The sequence below is a fragment of the Acinetobacter sp. SH20PTE14 genome (assembly GCF_021391555.1).
Taxonomy (GTDB): domain Bacteria; phylum Pseudomonadota; class Gammaproteobacteria; order Pseudomonadales; family Moraxellaceae; genus Acinetobacter; species Acinetobacter amyesii.
This window is the reverse complement of the sequence record NZ_CP090067.1, coordinates 3144388-3159395: the sequence shown is the minus strand read 5'-3', so window position 1 is coordinate 3159395 and position 15008 is coordinate 3144388. Positions and strand designations below refer to the sequence as shown.

The 15008-nt window shown below is 41.9% G+C and carries 15 protein-coding genes, 3 pseudogenes and 1 other annotated feature; of the genes and pseudogenes, 12 read left to right on the top strand and 6 right to left on the bottom strand.

Annotation, left to right across the window (positions count from 1 at the left end):
• Nucleotides 1–8: 8 nt before the first annotated feature.
• Nucleotides 9–824, bottom strand: a complete 816-nt coding sequence (gene aph(3')-Ia, locus LXF01_RS15425; RefSeq protein ID WP_000018323.1) for an aminoglycoside O-phosphotransferase APH(3')-Ia — start codon at nt 822–824, stop codon at nt 9–11.
• Nucleotides 825–953: 129 nt separating this feature from the next.
• Here aph(3')-Ia and LXF01_RS15420 point away from each other — a divergent pair, with 129 nt between their 5' ends.
• From LXF01_RS15420 to LXF01_RS17625, 5 genes and pseudogenes are all read left to right on the top strand, one after another.
• Nucleotides 954–1658, top strand: coding sequence for an IS6-like element IS26 family transposase (locus tag LXF01_RS15420; protein WP_001067855.1), 705 nt, complete (start codon nt 954–956; stop codon nt 1656–1658).
• Nucleotides 1659–1733: 75 nt separating this feature from the next.
• Nucleotides 1734–1937, top strand: a complete 204-nt coding sequence (locus tag LXF01_RS15415; RefSeq protein ID WP_233944675.1) for a hypothetical protein — start codon at nt 1734–1736, stop codon at nt 1935–1937.
• Nucleotides 1938–2119: 182 nt separating this feature from the next.
• Nucleotides 2120–3092, top strand: a pseudogene (locus tag LXF01_RS15410) (IS3 family transposase).
• Nucleotides 2409–2525, top strand: a sequence feature (AL1L pseudoknot). (Overlaps the previous pseudogene by 117 nt.)
• A 151-nt stretch (nt 3093–3243) precedes the next feature.
• Nucleotides 3244–4458 carry a chloramphenicol/florfenicol efflux MFS transporter FloR gene (gene floR, locus LXF01_RS15405; protein WP_000214122.1) on the top strand — a complete coding sequence of 405 codons (1215 nt, stop codon included), beginning with the start codon at nt 3244–3246 and terminating at the stop codon, nt 4456–4458.
• Nucleotides 4459–4638: 180 nt separating this feature from the next.
• A pseudogene (locus LXF01_RS17625) lies at nt 4639–4752 on the top strand (LysR family transcriptional regulator); the annotation flags it as partial.
• A gap of 35 nt (nt 4753–4787) precedes the next feature.
• On the opposite strand, the gene LXF01_RS15395 reads toward LXF01_RS17625, so the two are convergent.
• Nucleotides 4788–5492, bottom strand: a complete 705-nt coding sequence (locus tag LXF01_RS15395) for an IS6 family transposase (RefSeq protein ID WP_005028420.1) — start codon at nt 5490–5492, stop codon at nt 4788–4790.
• A 187-nt stretch (nt 5493–5679) separates the two neighbouring features.
• Here LXF01_RS15395 and LXF01_RS15390 point away from each other — a divergent pair, with 187 nt between their 5' ends.
• The 3 genes from LXF01_RS15390 to LXF01_RS15380 all read left to right on the top strand — a co-directional run bounded on the left by LXF01_RS15390 (nt 5680) and on the right by LXF01_RS15380 (nt 7406).
• Nucleotides 5680–5913: a hypothetical protein gene (locus tag LXF01_RS15390; protein WP_000773187.1), complete on the top strand. Its 234-nt coding sequence runs from the start codon at nt 5680–5682 to the stop codon at nt 5911–5913.
• 5 nt (nt 5914–5918) lie between these two features.
• Nucleotides 5919–6395: a hypothetical protein gene (locus LXF01_RS15385; RefSeq protein ID WP_025465772.1), complete on the top strand. Its 477-nt coding sequence runs from the start codon at nt 5919–5921 to the stop codon at nt 6393–6395.
• Between the two features lie 135 nt (nt 6396–6530).
• Entirely contained in the window at nt 6531–7406 is an 876-nt protein-coding gene (locus LXF01_RS15380) for an SDR family oxidoreductase (protein ID WP_012478242.1), read from the top strand.
• Nucleotides 7407–7939: 533 nt separating this feature from the next.
• Here LXF01_RS15380 and LXF01_RS15375 read toward each other — a convergent pair.
• Entirely contained in the window at nt 7940–8644 is a 705-nt protein-coding gene (locus LXF01_RS15375) for an IS6-like element IS26 family transposase (RefSeq protein WP_001067855.1), read from the bottom strand.
• A 57-nt stretch (nt 8645–8701) separates the two neighbouring features.
• Here LXF01_RS15375 and LXF01_RS15370 point away from each other — a divergent pair.
• Nucleotides 8702–8857: pseudogene (locus LXF01_RS15370) on the top strand (pyridine nucleotide-disulfide oxidoreductase); the annotation flags it as partial.
• A gap of 327 nt (nt 8858–9184) precedes the next feature.
• Here LXF01_RS15370 and feoB read toward each other — a convergent pair.
• The 3 genes from feoB to LXF01_RS15355 are packed head-to-tail and all read right to left on the bottom strand — an operon-like array spanning nt 9185 to nt 12556.
• Entirely contained in the window at nt 9185–11014 is a 1830-nt protein-coding gene (feoB, locus tag LXF01_RS15365; RefSeq protein WP_026444403.1) for a ferrous iron transporter B, read from the bottom strand.
• Nucleotides 11004–11264 (bottom strand): FeoA family protein, encoded by a 261-nt coding sequence (locus tag LXF01_RS15360; protein ID WP_004665962.1) that lies wholly within the window; start codon nt 11262–11264, stop codon nt 11004–11006. Before LXF01_RS15360 ends, feoB begins: the two co-directional genes overlap by 11 nt.
• Before the next feature lie 11 nt (nt 11265–11275).
• On the bottom strand, nt 11276–12556 hold the full coding sequence (locus tag LXF01_RS15355; RefSeq protein WP_180025065.1) for a cation transporter: 1281 nt from the start codon (nt 12554–12556) through the stop codon (nt 11276–11278).
• 90 nt (nt 12557–12646) lie between these two features.
• Here LXF01_RS15355 and cadR point away from each other — a divergent pair, with 90 nt between their 5' ends.
• From cadR to LXF01_RS15340, 3 genes are all read left to right on the top strand, one after another.
• The gene (gene cadR, locus LXF01_RS15350) at nt 12647–13039 is read left to right on the top strand and encodes a Cd(II)/Pb(II)-responsive transcriptional regulator (protein WP_126034944.1); all 393 of its coding nucleotides are present in this window, start codon (nt 12647–12649) and stop codon (nt 13037–13039) included.
• A 141-nt stretch (nt 13040–13180) separates the two neighbouring features.
• On the top strand, nt 13181–13591 hold the full coding sequence (locus LXF01_RS15345; RefSeq protein WP_004733191.1) for a hypothetical protein: 411 nt from the start codon (nt 13181–13183) through the stop codon (nt 13589–13591).
• A 49-nt stretch (nt 13592–13640) separates the two neighbouring features.
• On the top strand, nt 13641–15008 hold the full coding sequence (locus LXF01_RS15340; RefSeq protein ID WP_004781067.1) for a TolC family protein: 1368 nt from the start codon (nt 13641–13643) through the stop codon (nt 15006–15008).

Here is a 15008-nt window from a genome sequence, read left to right as displayed (position 1 = left end):
AATTCTGATTAGAAAAACTCATCGAGCATCAAATGAAACTGCAATTTATTCATATCAGGATTATCAATACCATATTTTTGAAAAAGCCGTTTCTGTAATGAAGGAGAAAACTCACCGAGGCAGTTCCATAGGATGGCAAGATCCTGGTATCGGTCTGCGATTCCGACTCGTCCAACATCAATACAACCTATTAATTTCCCCTCGTCAAAAATAAGGTTATCAAGTGAGAAATCACCATGAGTGACGACTGAATCCGGTGAGAATGGCAAAAGCTTATGCATTTCTTTCCAGACTTGTTCAACAGGCCAGCCATTACGCTCGTCATCAAAATCACTCGCATCAACCAAACCGTTATTCATTCGTGATTGCGCCTGAGCGAGACGAAATGCGCGATCGCTGTTAAAAGGACAATTACAAACAGGAATCGAATGCAACCGGCGCAGGAACGCTGCCAGCGCATCAACAATATTTTCACCTGAATCAGGATATTCTTCTAATACCTGGAATGCTGTTTTCCCGGGGATCGCAGTGGTGAGTAACCATGCATCATCAGGAGTACGGATAAAATGCTTGATGGTCGGAAGAGGCATAAATGCCGTCAGCCAGTTTAGTCTGACCATCTCATCTGTAACATCATTGGCAACGCTACCTTTGCCATGTTTCAGAAACAACTCTGGCGCATCGGGCTTCCCATACAATCGATAGATTGTCGCACCTGATTGCCCGACATTATCGCGAGCCCATCTATACCCATATAAATCAGCATCCAGGTTGGAATTTAATCGCGGCCTCGAGCAAGACGTTTCCCGTTGAATATGGCTCATAACACCCCTTGTATTACTGTTTATGTAAGCAGACAGTTTTATTGTTCATGATGATATATTTTTATCGGCACTGTTGCAAATAGTCGGTGGTGATAAACTTATCATCCCCTTTTGCTGATGGAGCTGCACATGAACCCATTCAAAGGCCGGCATTTTCAGCGTGACATCATTCTGTGGGCCGTACGCTGGTACTGCAAATACGGCATCAGTTACCGTGAGCTGCAGGAGATGCTGGCTGAACGCGGAGTGAATGTCGATCACTCCACGATTTACCGCTGGGTTCAGCGTTATGCGCCTGAAATGGAAAAACGGCTGCGCTGGTACTGGCGTAACCCTTCCGATCTTTGCCCGTGGCACATGGATGAAACCTACGTGAAGGTCAATGGCCGCTGGGCGTATCTGTACCGGGCCGTCGACAGCCGGGGCCGCACTGTCGATTTTTATCTCTCCTCCCGTCGTAACAGCAAAGCTGCATACCGGTTTCTGGGTAAAATCCTCAACAACGTGAAGAAGTGGCAGATCCCGCGATTCATCAACACGGATAAAGCGCCCGCCTATGGTCGCGCGCTTGCTCTGCTCAAACGCGAAGGCCGGTGCCCGTCTGACGTTGAACACCGACAGATTAAGTACCGGAACAACGTGATTGAATGCGATCATGGCAAACTGAAACGGATAATCGGCGCCACGCTGGGATTTAAATCCATGAAGACGGCTTACGCCACCATCAAAGGTATTGAGGTGATGCGTGCACTACGCAAAGGCCAGGCCTCAGCATTTTATTATGGTGATCCCCTGGGCGAAATGCGCCTGGTAAGCAGAGTTTTTGAAATGTAAGGCCTTTGAATAAGACAAAAGGCTGTCTCATCGCTAACTTTGCAACAGTGCCCATTTGCAGAGTTTGAACGCTCCATGATCCGTGAGCGTCAAAAGGAAGGAATTGCAAAAGCCAAAGCGAAGGGCTTATATAAGGGAAGAAAGCGGAAGGTTGACTATGTTGAAATACGAAAAGCAATGGCTGAAGAAAATTCAACATTTAGAGGTGTTGCAGAAAAGTTTAAAGTAGGGATAGCAACAGTACAAAGAGCTTTAAAAGAAGAAACTAATAATCAATAAGGTTGATTAATGAAGACGCTTAGATATTCAAATTTAGAAAAGATCATGACCATTTATACTGAAATTTCTACTTATATTACATTTCATAATGCGACTGGTTTAACAGATATAAATAAATCAATGGAAGATTTTTGAACCGTACCGGGTTTGTCGGAGACCAAGCTTTCTGAGAGAATGTCCCGATGAAAAAAGTAAAATATACCCCTGAAATCAGAGAAAGAGCGGTTCAATTATTGATTGAATCCGAGAAAGATTATCCATCGAATTGGGCTGCGATCACCGCTATTGCTCCCTGAGCAGTATACTGCGCAAGGGTTGTACTCCTGAAACACTACGTGTTTGGTATCAAAAATATTTAGATAAACAAAATCCAGTTAAAGTACAGCAGCTTTCAGACCAAGAACGTATCAAACAACTCGAACGCGAAAATAAAGAACTGCAACGCGCCAATGAAATTCTACGTAAAGCAGCCGCTTTTTTCGCCCAGGCGGAGCTCGACCGCCCACACAAATAATGGTGGATTTTATCCATAATAATAAAGAGCTGTACGGAGTCGAGGCGATTTGTAGAATTTTACCGATCGCACCTTCAACCTATTACCGGACTCTAGATCTCTGTGAAAATCCAGAACATCGAGCAAAGCGAGATTTACATGACTTGCATCATGCTGAGGAGATTAAACGAATTTGGAAGGAAAGTTCAGGTCGGTATGGTGTACGTAAAGTCTGGCAAAAACTGAAACGTGAAGGCTATATTATTGCGCGCTGTACTGTTGCTCGATTAATGCAAAAGCTAGGTATAAAAGGTGTTTGGCGTGGTAAGAACAAACAAACCACCCGTAGCCGAGATGATCAAAAACGAGCGGATGACTTGGTAAAACGTAATTTTACTGCTGATCATCCTGACCAACTGTGGGTGAGTGACTTTACGTATATTCAAACAAATTCAGGCTGGGTTTATACTGCATTTATTATTGATGTGTTCTCACGAGCAATTGTTGGATGGAAAGTATCGACACGGATGAATACAGATATGGTGCTCGATGCATTGGAGCAAGCATTTAGGGCGGCAGAGGGGGCTGGAACGCTGAGTGCGCCCATGCCGCATTGCGAAGCAAAAGATAATCGGATAAAATGTAGCAATTCATATTCGTAAGCGTGGAGTAATCAGATGGGAAATTCCAAGTCAGCAGACAAGTAAGCCGCAACAACCAGTATTGTTGTTGCGGCGCTCTGTAAGGCTAGTCTCATCTGATTGCTGACGAGCAGACGTCGCCCGGTATTCCTTAATCGAGGGTTGATTCGTCATGACCACCACACGCCCCGCGTGGGCCTATACGCTGCCGGCAGCACTGCTGCTGATGGCTCCTTTCGACATCCTCGCTTCACTGGCGATGGATATTTATCTCCCTGTCGTTCCAGCGATGCCCGGCATCCTGAACACGACGCCCGCTATGATCCAACTCACGTTGAGCCTCTATATGGTGATGCTCGGCGTGGGCCAGGTGATTTTTGGTCCGCTCTCAGACAGAATCGGGCGACGGCCAATTCTACTTGCGGGCGCAACGGCTTTCGTCATTGCGTCTCTGGGAGCAGCTTGGTCTTCAACTGCACCGGCCTTTGTCGCTTTCCGTCTACTTCAAGCAGTGGGCGCGTCGGCCATGCTGGTGGCGACGTTCGCGACGGTTCGCGACGTTTATGCCAACCGTCCTGAGGGTGTCGTCATCTACGGCCTTTTCAGTTCGATGCTGGCGTTCGTGCCTGCGCTCGGCCCTATCGCCGGAGTATTGATCGGCGAGTTCTTGGGATGGCAGGCGATATTCATTACTTTGGCTATACTGGCGATGCTCGCACTCCTAAATGCGGGTTTCAGGTGGCACGAAACCCGCCCTCTGGATCAAGTCAAGACGCGCCGATCTGTCTTGCCGATCTTCGCGAGTCCGGCTTTTTGGGTTTACACTGTCGGCTTTAGCGCCGGTATGGGCACCTACTTCGTCTTCTTCTCGACGGCTCCCCGTGTGCTCATAGGCCAAGCGGAATATTCCGAGATCGGATTCAGCTTTGCCTTCGCCACTGTCGCGCTTGTAATGATCGTGACAACCCGTTTCGCGAAGTCCTTTGTCGCCAGATGGGGCATCGCAGGATGCGTGGCGCGTGGGATGGCGTTGCTTGTTTGCGGAGCGGTCCTGTTGGGGATCGGCGAACTTTACGGCTCGCCGTCATTCCTCACCTTCATCCTACCGATGTGGGTTGTCGCGGTCGGTATTGTCTTCACGGTGTCCGTTACCGCGAACGGCGCTTTGGCAGAGTTCGACGACATCGCGGGATCAGCGGTCGCGTTCTACTTCTGCGTTCAAAGCCTGATAGTCAGCATTGTCGGGACATTGGCGGTGGCACTTTTAAACGGTGACACAGCGTGGCCCGTGATCTGTTACGCCACGGCGATGGCGGTACTGGTTTCGTTGGGGCTGGTGCTCCTTCGGCTCCGTGGGGCTGCCACCGAGAAGTCGCCAGTCGTCTAACCGACGACTGGTAGCAGGCCCGCTCCGATGCGGCGCACTAACCATCGAAACCTCGTGAATGTCGGTATCCTGTCTGGCAGGATACCGCTCATTTCCCTTGTTCAGTTCATCGCCGTCGCCGAGCATCTGAATTTTCGGCATGCGGCCAAGGCACTTGGTATCAGCTAGTCGAGCGTCAGCGCGCGTGTGAAAGCGCTGGAGGATAACCTTGGTGTCCTGCTATTTGAGCGCCATGCGCGGGGCGTTCGGCTAACAGACGCAGGCAGGCACTTCATGGGGCACTGTTGCAAATAGAGATTTGAGTCGATGATGTTCCCTTTAAAAAGTACTTAGAGACCGAAAACCCTGTTGATTAGACACACTTCACCCTGAGGCTGACCATAATAAAATGACGATGCTTGTCCTTTACGTAGTGCACGCATGACTTCAATACCTTTAATTGTGGCATAAGCCGTCTTCATAGATTTGAATCCTAATGTGGCCCTGATGATCCGCTTTAGCTTGCCATGATCACATTCAATCACGTTATTTTTATACTTAATCTGCCTGTGCTCAAGGTCTGGTGGACATTTACCTTCCCGTTTTAACCGTGATAAAGCACGTCCATATGTGGGTGCTTTATCCGTGTTGATCACTTGTGGAATTTGCCACTTCTTCACATTATTTAAAATTTTTCCAAGAAAACAATAAGCTGAATGGGTATTTCGTCTAGCAGAAAGATAGAAATCAAGAGTATGGCCACGTTGGTCAACTGCACGGTATAGATATGCCCATTTGCCATTCACTTTTACGTAAGTTTCATCCAGATGCCATAAATGTCGATCTGTAGGATTACGCCAATACCAACGTAAACGTTTTTCCATTTCTGGAGCATAACGCTGAACCCAGCGATAAATTGTGGTGTGATCAACATTCACTCCACGTTCGGCCAGCATTTCCTGAAGTTCACGATAGCTGATGCCATATTTACAATACCAACGAACAGCCCAAAGAATGATTTCACCTTGAAAGTGCCGACCGTGGAAGGGATTCATCTGCTGTATCTCGAAATAAATAAGATATTTAGCTTATCATGTCAGCCTATTTGCAACAGTGCCTAACAGCCATATGTTAAATACAATAAAATATGCACGACATTTATAGTCGTTCTGCTTATATTTTATCCTTGTTATTTGGAATTAATTTTTTTAAATTAATTATTTATCTAAAGGCATTATAAAAATGAAACTTAATATTCCAGATCAGCAAATTACTTTATCTTGTCCAAGTTGTGATTGTACTCTTTTATCAATCGATGAAAATGAAATAGCCACTTGTGGTACTTGTGGTTTAAAACTTCATAAAGATGAGTTAATTGAACAAAATCATATTTTGGACAAAGTAGATACTAATAAGATAGCTACAGATTTAGCGAAGGAAATGAAAAAAATATTTAAAGGTAAGGGATGGAAATAAGAATAATGGAAATTAATTGGGAACTTACAATAGCAGCAATTTCAGCTATTTTTGCAGGACTATCAATAAGTTTTTCGATGTATAGCTTCTTTTCTTTTAAGAGACTGAATAAAAAGGTTCTGGAGCAGCAGCTTGAAATCAACCGCCTTTTAATTACAAAAGAGCAGGAATATTCTAATGAACAAAATAGGGCAGATATTAGAGCATATAGAACAGGTTCAAAAGGAAATTATCAGTTGATACTAACTAATGTTGGTAAAGCTACTGCTGAAAATGTCTACTTAGAGATTCTAATTGATAGTATGTATCGAGGGCATTTTTGGGATATTGATGAAATTTTCCCTATGAATATTGTTTCTGGACACTCAGGAAAACTTTCATACTCAAGAGGAATGGATTTTCCAAGTAAGTTTACTGTTAGGATTATTTGGGATGACCAATTTAAAAAACAGAACTCAAAAGATATCGAAATAGTTAGTTAAGATTCTATTACGTTTTGCGTTTTTTTGTTTTCCCTTTTTGCTGAGCCTTTTTTGGATAAAATATTTGGTACTCACCCTTTTTTATATCGGGTAATTGCTACCTAAATATTACATGATTAATGGAGGAAATTATTTATGACATTTAGTAACGTAGAAAATACACGAGTATGGTTTATTACAGGAGCGAGCAGTGGACTAGGATACGAGTTCACTAAAAAAGTACTAGAGTCAGGAGATAAGGTTGTTGGTGTTGCTAGAAATATTGAAAAACTTAATGAGTTAAAATACCAGTTTGAAGGAATGTTACTTCCGTTAAGTCTTGATGTTACTGATAGAAGTGCTGTTTTTACTACAGTGGAAACTGCCATTAAACATTTTGGAAGGATCGATATTGTCATTAACAATGCAGGAAATATGGTATTGGGAATGATTGAAGAATTTAGTGAAGATGAAGTTAGAAGTCAAATGGAGACTAATTTCTATGGTGCAATTTGGATTTGTCAAGCAGCTATGCCGTACTTACGGACACAAGGATCAGGTCATATTATACAGATATCTAGTATTGGTGGACTGATTACTGGTCCAATGTCGGGAATCTATAGTGCTAGCAAATTTGCTTTAGAAGGATTTAGCGAGGCATTAGCACAAGAAGCTGCACATTTTGGTGTAAAGGTATCTATCGTTGAACCCGGAGGCTATTGGACGAATCTATACTTAAAAATGAGTTTTACCACACAGAACAAAGAGTATGATTCATTACGTGAGAAGTTGGCTCAACAAAACTCAACCGAATCAGTTGATAGTGACCCTAAGTTGGCTGCCGAAGCTATAATGAAACTGGTTAATAGTGAGAATCCGCCTCTCCGATTGATTCTAGGAAGCCTTGTTTATGATTTAGCTGTTGAAAATGCAGAAAAACGTATATCTACATGGAAAGAGTGGGAATCAGTCAGTCGTTCTGCAGAACATGGGATTCCTGCACCAGAAGGATATGGAATAATCGAGGAATAGAAGATCAAAAAAATATTGAGATTATTTTTAAGTATGCCGCAATCGGGCGCGATTGTTGAATAAGTAAAATTAAGAGTGGCTACGGCTACTCTTTTTTTATTTGGCCAGAAGGAAAGATAAACGGGAAGTGTCAACGGTAAATGTCTGACTGGAGCAAAGCGGAAGGAATTTAAGGAGTTGATACGAGCCACTGATTTTCCACCCTCTCGGCATTGACAAAACTTTGTTTTGTCCTGCCAACCGGCGAGGGAGCCCCCTCAAAAAGTGAGGGGGTTGGGGGAGTTTTTTGGAGGGGGTCGAGGGGAAATTTTTCCCTCGTGGGTTTGGGCAAAGCCCATGGTTTTTTTACTTGATCTTGGGAATGAATTTGCAACCGTTGCGGAAAAGCGCAAAGGTGAAAATCTCATTTCTGTTACTAGGAAAAAGAAACGGCAGCAGCGGTTATTTTTTTGCTTTTGACTTTGGGAATCTGGCACAAGCCGGCACTGTTGCAAAGTTAGCGATGAGACAGCCTTTTGTCTTATTCAAAGGCCTTACATTTCAAAAACTCTGCTTACCAGGCGCATTTCGCCCAGGGGATCACCATAATAAAATGCTGAGGCCTGGCCTTTGCGTAGTGCACGCATCACCTCAATACCTTTGATGGTGGCGTAAGCCGTCTTCATGGATTTAAATCCCAGCGTGGCGCCGATTATCCGTTTCAGTTTGCCATGATCGCATTCAATCACGTTGTTCCGGTACTTAATCTGTCGGTGTTCAACGTCAGACGGGCACCGGCCTTCGCGTTTGAGCAGAGCAAGCGCGCGACCATAGGCGGGCGCTTTATCCGTGTTGATGAATCGCGGGATCTGCCACTTCTTCACGTTGTTGAGGATTTTACCCAGAAACCGGTATGCAGCTTTGCTGTTACGACGGGAGGAGAGATAAAAATCGACAGTGCGGCCCCGGCTGTCGACGGCCCGGTACAGATACGCCCAGCGGCCATTGACCTTCACGTAGGTTTCATCCATGTGCCACGGGCAAAGATCGGAAGGGTTACGCCAGTACCAGCGCAGCCGTTTTTCCATTTCAGGCGCATAACGCTGAACCCAGCGGTAAATCGTGGAGTGATCGACATTCACTCCGCGTTCAGCCAGCATCTCCTGCAGCTCACGGTAACTGATGCCGTATTTGCAGTACCAGCGTACGGCCCACAGAATGATGTCACGCTGAAAATGCCGGCCTTTGAATGGGTTCATGTGCAGCTCCATCAGCAAAAGGGGATGATAAGTTTATCACCACCGACTATTTGCAACAGTGCCAAGTTACCTAACTTGTGGTTAGTTGGATATGGAGATTGGACAGGTATGGCATCTGCAACATTAATTGGCGTTTCTAGAACAGCGAGAGCTACAGTAGATGAGATCTTCACTTATCTACAAGAAATTAATACTAAAAAATTTTCAGAATAATTATCCATATCGAGTATAAGAATTTTAGAATCGGTTTTGTGTCTAGGCTACTGGGAGCATTCCAATATTTTGATTATTATTTCACTAAAAGTGTCTACAAGATCATGCTCTTCATTAAGCCATAATTTTTGATATTTAAACCTAATTTCATGAATTGCACTAAAAAGAGGGAACTCTTTCATAATTTATAATTAAATTAGAAGTTTTCTTAGGAAGCTGTTTAATATTATTGATATCTATACAGTTTTTCTTGTAAAAGCGCTTCATTTATAGTGAGTATTTCAATAAAATAAGGGAGCTAGCTCCCTTATTTTATTCATTTGCTAATTAAAAATTACTCGCAACTTGATATGTGATGAATGAAAAGATGTAGGCTAATGCAAACAAATAAGTTGCCATAATGATGGGCTGTTTCCAGCTGCCAGTTTCTCGTCTAATTGTTGCTAACGTAGCAAGACAATGGGGAGCAAAAATAAACCATACCAATAATGATAAACCTGTGGCTAACCCCCATCCATCCGGGCCTGAAATTTGACTTAACAGACTTTGAGTTACTGTATCTTCATCACCTGACATCGCATAAATCACCCCAAGAGCAGCAATTACAACTTCCCTTGCTGCCATAGCAGGAATGAGTGCAATACATATTTCCCATGTAAACCCAATAGGCGCAAATATAGGATGAATTAAATGCCCTAACTGACCAGCTAAACTATAGTTAATGGCCGGCATGCTTGCATTATCTGGTGGTTGAGGGAACGTGACTAGCACCCATAACAAGATAGACAGCGCAACGATAATGCCACCAACTCGTTTTAAGAAAATAGTTGCCCTATCATATAAGCCTAATGCAATATTTCTAATATCTGGAATTCGGTATGTGGGAAGTTCAAAAATAAAAATACTTTCAGTTTTATCTTTTCGAACCAACTTCAGAAACACTGAAACTAATAACGCTGAGACTATTCCCGACATATAAAGACCAAAAAGGACTAATCCTTGCAGACTTAACCAGCCGTAGATTAATTGGTTGGGAATAAATGCCGCGATCAATAAAGCATATACTGGCAATCTTGCTGAACAGGTCATCAAGGGTGCAATCATAATTGTTGCTAATCGGTCCCGTTCAGAGCTGATACTTCTGGTTGCCATAATTCCGGGAATGGCACAAGCAAAACTGGATAGCAGAGGAATAAATGAACGGCCGCTAAGCCCGGCTTTAGACATTAATTTATCTAAAAGAAATGCTGCCCGGGGTAAATAACCTGACTCTTCAAGCATTAAAATGAAGAAGAATAAAATCAAAATCTGAGGCATATATGCAAGCACGCTACCTGCACCAGCAATTACCCCATCCACAACCAAGCTTTTTAATAGAGGATGTTGGATTAGTGGTCCAATAAAATCACTGAGCCATGCGACAAAATTTTCAATGAATTCAATAAAAGGCGTTGCCCATATAAATACCGCCTGGAACATCACAAACATGGTTAAAGTTAAGATTACTAAACCCAATACAGGATGTAGAAAAATTTTATCTAGAAATGCGGTTCTTTTATCACCACTGTCATTATTTAAAATAACTTGTTTGGTGATTTGTTTGACCTGTTCAAAATGACTTAATTCAGAATGATAAGGAGTAATAAAAAGATTTTTTTGATCTAATTGATTAATTAAATCTTGAATTCCTTTTGTTTTAACTGCGACAGCTTCAACTACAGGGATACCTAACAGTTGAGACAGTTTATCCTTATCAATGGAAATACCACGCTTTTTGACCTCATCCATCATATTTAATACAAGAATCATAGGGCGATTTAGAGCACGAACTTCGAGAACCAAGCTCAAATGTAAGCTTAAATTTGTGGCATCTACAACGCATATAAAAATATCGGGTAGAATTTCACCTTTTAGCTCGCCCAAACAAACTGCCCTGGTGACTTCTTCATCTAAACTACTAGGTTTTAAACTGTAAGTTCCGGGTAAGTCCAATACTCGTATTGCATCACCAGAAGGTAATTTAAAAGAACCTTCTTTTCTTTCTACGGTAACTCCAGCATAGTTGGCAACTTTTTGTCGCGTACCAGTAAGCGTATTAAATAAAGAGGTTTTTCCGCAATTTGGATTACCGACTAATGCAATGTTCTTAATCTTCATTGGATACTAACTCTACAAAAATTCTTTCAGCTTCATTCTTTCTTAATGCGAATCTTGAAGTTTCAATTTGAACTAAAACAGGATCTCCGCCAAAAACACCTTTAGCGAGTACTTGTAGAGTTTCACCCTCTCTAAAACCTAATAGTTGGAGCCGTTCCAATACGGGATCAGTGGTATGACTGTATTGATTACCTTTTTTGAGATCTCTAATTTTGACGATCTGATTTTGTTTAACTTGAAATAGATTCATTTTCGATACTCTTACTTCAAAGCCAAAATCTTTCGAGCACCATTAAGCACGAATAAAGAAACCAGGATGCCAATGATTAAGTCTGGGTAAGCTGATCCCGTCCACGCCACGAGTACACCGGCAAATATAACGCCCATATTTACCACAACGTCATTCGCCGAGAAAATCCAACTGGCTTTCATATGTGCGCCATCTTCTCGATGACCAGAAATAAGATATAAGCATGTCACGTTAGCTATAAGTGCGAGCAGGCCAATAACAATCATGAGCGTTGATTCTGGCTCGCTTCCAAACATGAATCGTCTAATGACATCAATAATCACGATGACAGCAAGTAATAACTGAATCCAACCTGCGAAATGGGCTGCTTTCACTTGATATTTCGCAGCTTTTCCGACGGCATATAGCGCAATACCATAAACGGCTGCATCGGCAAACATATCTAGAGAATCAGCAATCAATCCTGTAGACGCAGCAATAATTCCGCTGATGAATTCTATAAAGAACAGTAGAGCATTAATGCCTAATAACAGTTTAAGTACTTTAGCTTGTCTCACAGGATCAGGTTCATTAGGTATATCGCCTGTAGAAAGCTGTGTTTCATCAAGTTTCGCCCCAAAACCCAGTTCTTCAAGTTTGGCCGTAATTTGCTGACTCCCTTCATTATGGAAGACTTTCAGTTTTCGATTGGGAAGATCAAAAGTAAGACCTTTAACTGCTTCAATATCTGCAAGAGCCATACGGACCATTTGCTCTTCAGCAGAGCAATCCATTTTAGGAATGGTATAGGTACTTGTTTGCTTAGCCTGTTGATTGCTTATATAAGTTTCAGTCTTCACAAGCTTTGCACCAAAACCCAAAGCTTCAAGTTTGGTAGTTATATTTTCATCTTTTTGATTATGTAGAACCTTTAAAGACCGGTTAGGTAAATCAAAGATGAGTTTTTGAACACCATCAATTGAAGATAGCGCCATACGAACCATCTGTTCTTCCGCAGAACAATCCATTTTGGGAACTAAGTATTCACTCATGTAGTGCGAATCTTTTAAAACGTCTTCAGTGCTTAAATTTTCTTTGGGATCAGAACCACAACAGGATTGAGCGGTATCTTCACAACTGTTTGAAGTGTTACAGCAAGGAGATGAAGATTTTTTTTCTTCCTCTTCACCACAACAGCTAAGCGTATTATCACAATTCTTTGAATTGTTTGCTTCTGCAATTGATGGATGATTTTCTTGTTGAGATTTCTTATCTTCGCATGGTGTTTCTTTACTACATCCACAACCACTCATAATTATACCCATTAAAAAAATTTATAAACTTTGAATATTAGAATCCCTATAGTTACTATAGAGTCAAGATTTTTTGGAAATACTAACTCAATGCATTTAAAAATTGGTGAACTCTCTAAAAAAACCTCATGTTCAGTATTAACAATTAGGTTTTATGAAAAGGAAGGTTTAATTCCGGAACCCGAAAGAACGGAAGGAAATTACCGCCTTTACGATATAGGCTATGTTGAGCGAATTAAGTTTATTTTGAATTGCCGAACTTTAAATATGAGTTTGAATGAAATTCGTCAATTACTCACCTATAAAGATAATCCCAAGAAAAATTGTTCAGATGTGAATGAATTAATTGACTTACATGTCTGTGCTATCAAGGAAAATATAATCAAACAGCAAAAGCTGATTGAACAATTGTCTGATCTAAGAGGTACTTGTGATGGTTTATGTACAATTGACCAATGTGGAGTTCTAAAAAATCTAGCTTGATTATCTAGACCTATGCTTTTTCAAAAACTCTGTATATCTTTACTTAAGGCTGCAAAAAGATTAAGGTGACTTAAATTTTGTGATCAGATCTTAGATAGCTTTGGTTAGCTTCCGATTGGTGTTTTAAATACAGATTTGTGTATGAAGAGAAAAACATTTCTAATCCAGATATTGGTACTCTTATTCACATTCCAGAATATTTGGAGTGTGGCAGAGGCTGCTTGTCTGCATGAAATGCCAAACATACCCAATTCAATACTCTCTAATCCAATCGATTTAGACGAAAAGAGTGATAGTCCTCGTCAAGCACTTTATTCCCTAGAAAACTATAAAGAAATCTATGACTATTGTCAGAAGGTTTGTTTTAACGAAAAGTGCAGTCATTTCTCAAATACAATCGTGATTCAGATTGACCCACCCGATGATCTGAAGCTTAAAGCTAATTTTGAGACCGGCATTACCCCAACTTATTTGGGAATAACTTTTTATAAACCCCCTTATCTGGATCAATTAACCCCGCCTCCCGATTTGCCCCTACTATTGGTGGGGTAGTCTTATAAAAGCCCACCACTCCTAATTTCATTATGCGTGGGGCATTTTCATGTCAAAAAACAAATTACATCAGGATACCTCCATCCTGAATTTATCCTGGTCAGCCTTAGGTAGCGGTATCTTGCTATCTGCAATGATCAGCTTCAGTACTTCCGTAGTCGCCAGTACTCAAGATTTAACGCTGCAGCAAGCTATTGAGCAGGTTAACCAATATCAAGCGTCCCAAAATTTCTGGGAAACGCAAAATAGTATTAATGCCACGAATCTTCAGCAAAGTAAGCTGTTTAAAAATCCTGAATTGTCAGTTGAACAAACGGGCTTTGGTTCAAATAATGAAAAAGAGCTTGCCATCGGTATATCACAACCTTTGGATATTTTTGGTGAGCGAAGAGCAAACCAAAAATTAGCCAGTCTCTCAATAGATAAAACAGCGCTGAAACAGAAGATTTATCAAGCACAAATTGAGCTTGCAGTGAAATATGTATGGTCGCAACTGGCCATTGCCGAACTTGAAAAAAACATTGTCAATGAACAACTTCGGGTGAGCGAAGAAAACCTTCAAGCAATCGAAAAGCGCTTTAATGCAGGCAGTATCGCGCAAGTAGATGTGAATCGCGCACGTTTAAGTCATGCTGAAAATATCCGTCTTTTTAGACAGGCCGACTTACAGGTACAAGTGGCAACCCAACAATTATCAAATTTATGGGGAACCTCTGATAAGTCATTGAAGGTAAACCTCTCTTCGCAAAAGCTTTGGCCAAAATCGACTCATGGGCAGGTTCAAGAATATTTAGCGGATAACTACATTGAGAAATATCGGATTTTACAGGTGTTAGAGTCTCAAGCAACGGTTGATCAGCTGAAAGCAAAGTCACGTCCTAATCCTACTTTAAACCTGGGCGTTAACCGCACCCAATCCTTGGATAACTCAACACAAAATCAACTGGTGGTTGGAGTCAGTGTACCGCTCAATATTTTCGATCGTCAGCAAAATGGCATAAAAATCGCGCAAGAAAAAATGAACTTATTAGAGCGTCAGAAAGACTTTTATCTAAAGCAAAATGCGCTGCAAATAGGCACGATCTTAACCGAGTTGCAGGGTTTAGAGCTTCAATTCAAAGTCGTTGACGAGACTCAAATTCCTTTGGCGACTCAAGTTCAAAGTAAAACTTTACAAGGTTTTCTGGCAGGAAAGTTTGCTTTAACCGATGTTCAGCAAGCCACGCTTCAATTACAAGACATCCGTCTACGTAAAGTCCAGTTGTTACGGGAGGGCTGGCAAAAGGCCATCGAAGCAGAAAGTTTAAGCTTAGGCATTAGCCCAAGTGAAGTCATGTCGAAAGATGCTATTGCACAAATCAATCAAAATTTATGGCAAGACATACAGGCCATGCCTGTCATTGGTGGGGGAAATTAA

Coding starts and splice junctions, on each gene's coding strand:
- LXF01_RS15380 (WP_012478242.1), top strand. CDS start 6,531: ATGACATTTAGTAACGTAGAAAATACACGAGTATGGTTTATTACAGGA.
- LXF01_RS15360 (WP_004665962.1), bottom strand. CDS start 11,264: ATGAATCTATTTCAAGTTAAACAAAATCAGATCGTCAAAATTAGAGAT.
- feoB (WP_026444403.1), bottom strand. CDS start 11,014: ATGAAGATTAAGAACATTGCATTAGTCGGTAATCCAAATTGCGGAAAA.
- LXF01_RS15415 (WP_233944675.1), top strand. CDS start 1,734: ATGATCCGTGAGCGTCAAAAGGAAGGAATTGCAAAAGCCAAAGCGAAG.
- LXF01_RS15355 (WP_180025065.1), bottom strand. CDS start 12,556: ATGAGTGGTTGTGGATGTAGTAAAGAAACACCATGCGAAGATAAGAAA.
- cadR (WP_126034944.1), top strand. CDS start 12,647: ATGCATTTAAAAATTGGTGAACTCTCTAAAAAAACCTCATGTTCAGTA.
- LXF01_RS15420 (WP_001067855.1), top strand. CDS start 954: ATGAACCCATTCAAAGGCCGGCATTTTCAGCGTGACATCATTCTGTGG.
- LXF01_RS15345 (WP_004733191.1), top strand. CDS start 13,181: ATGAAGAGAAAAACATTTCTAATCCAGATATTGGTACTCTTATTCACA.
- LXF01_RS15385 (WP_025465772.1), top strand. CDS start 5,919: ATGGAAATTAATTGGGAACTTACAATAGCAGCAATTTCAGCTATTTTT.
- LXF01_RS15375 (WP_001067855.1), bottom strand. CDS start 8,644: ATGAACCCATTCAAAGGCCGGCATTTTCAGCGTGACATCATTCTGTGG.
- LXF01_RS15340 (WP_004781067.1), top strand. CDS start 13,641: ATGTCAAAAAACAAATTACATCAGGATACCTCCATCCTGAATTTATCC.
- LXF01_RS15390 (WP_000773187.1), top strand. CDS start 5,680: ATGAAACTTAATATTCCAGATCAGCAAATTACTTTATCTTGTCCAAGT.
- floR (WP_000214122.1), top strand. CDS start 3,244: ATGACCACCACACGCCCCGCGTGGGCCTATACGCTGCCGGCAGCACTG.
- LXF01_RS15395 (WP_005028420.1), bottom strand. CDS start 5,492: ATGAATCCCTTCCACGGTCGGCACTTTCAAGGTGAAATCATTCTTTGG.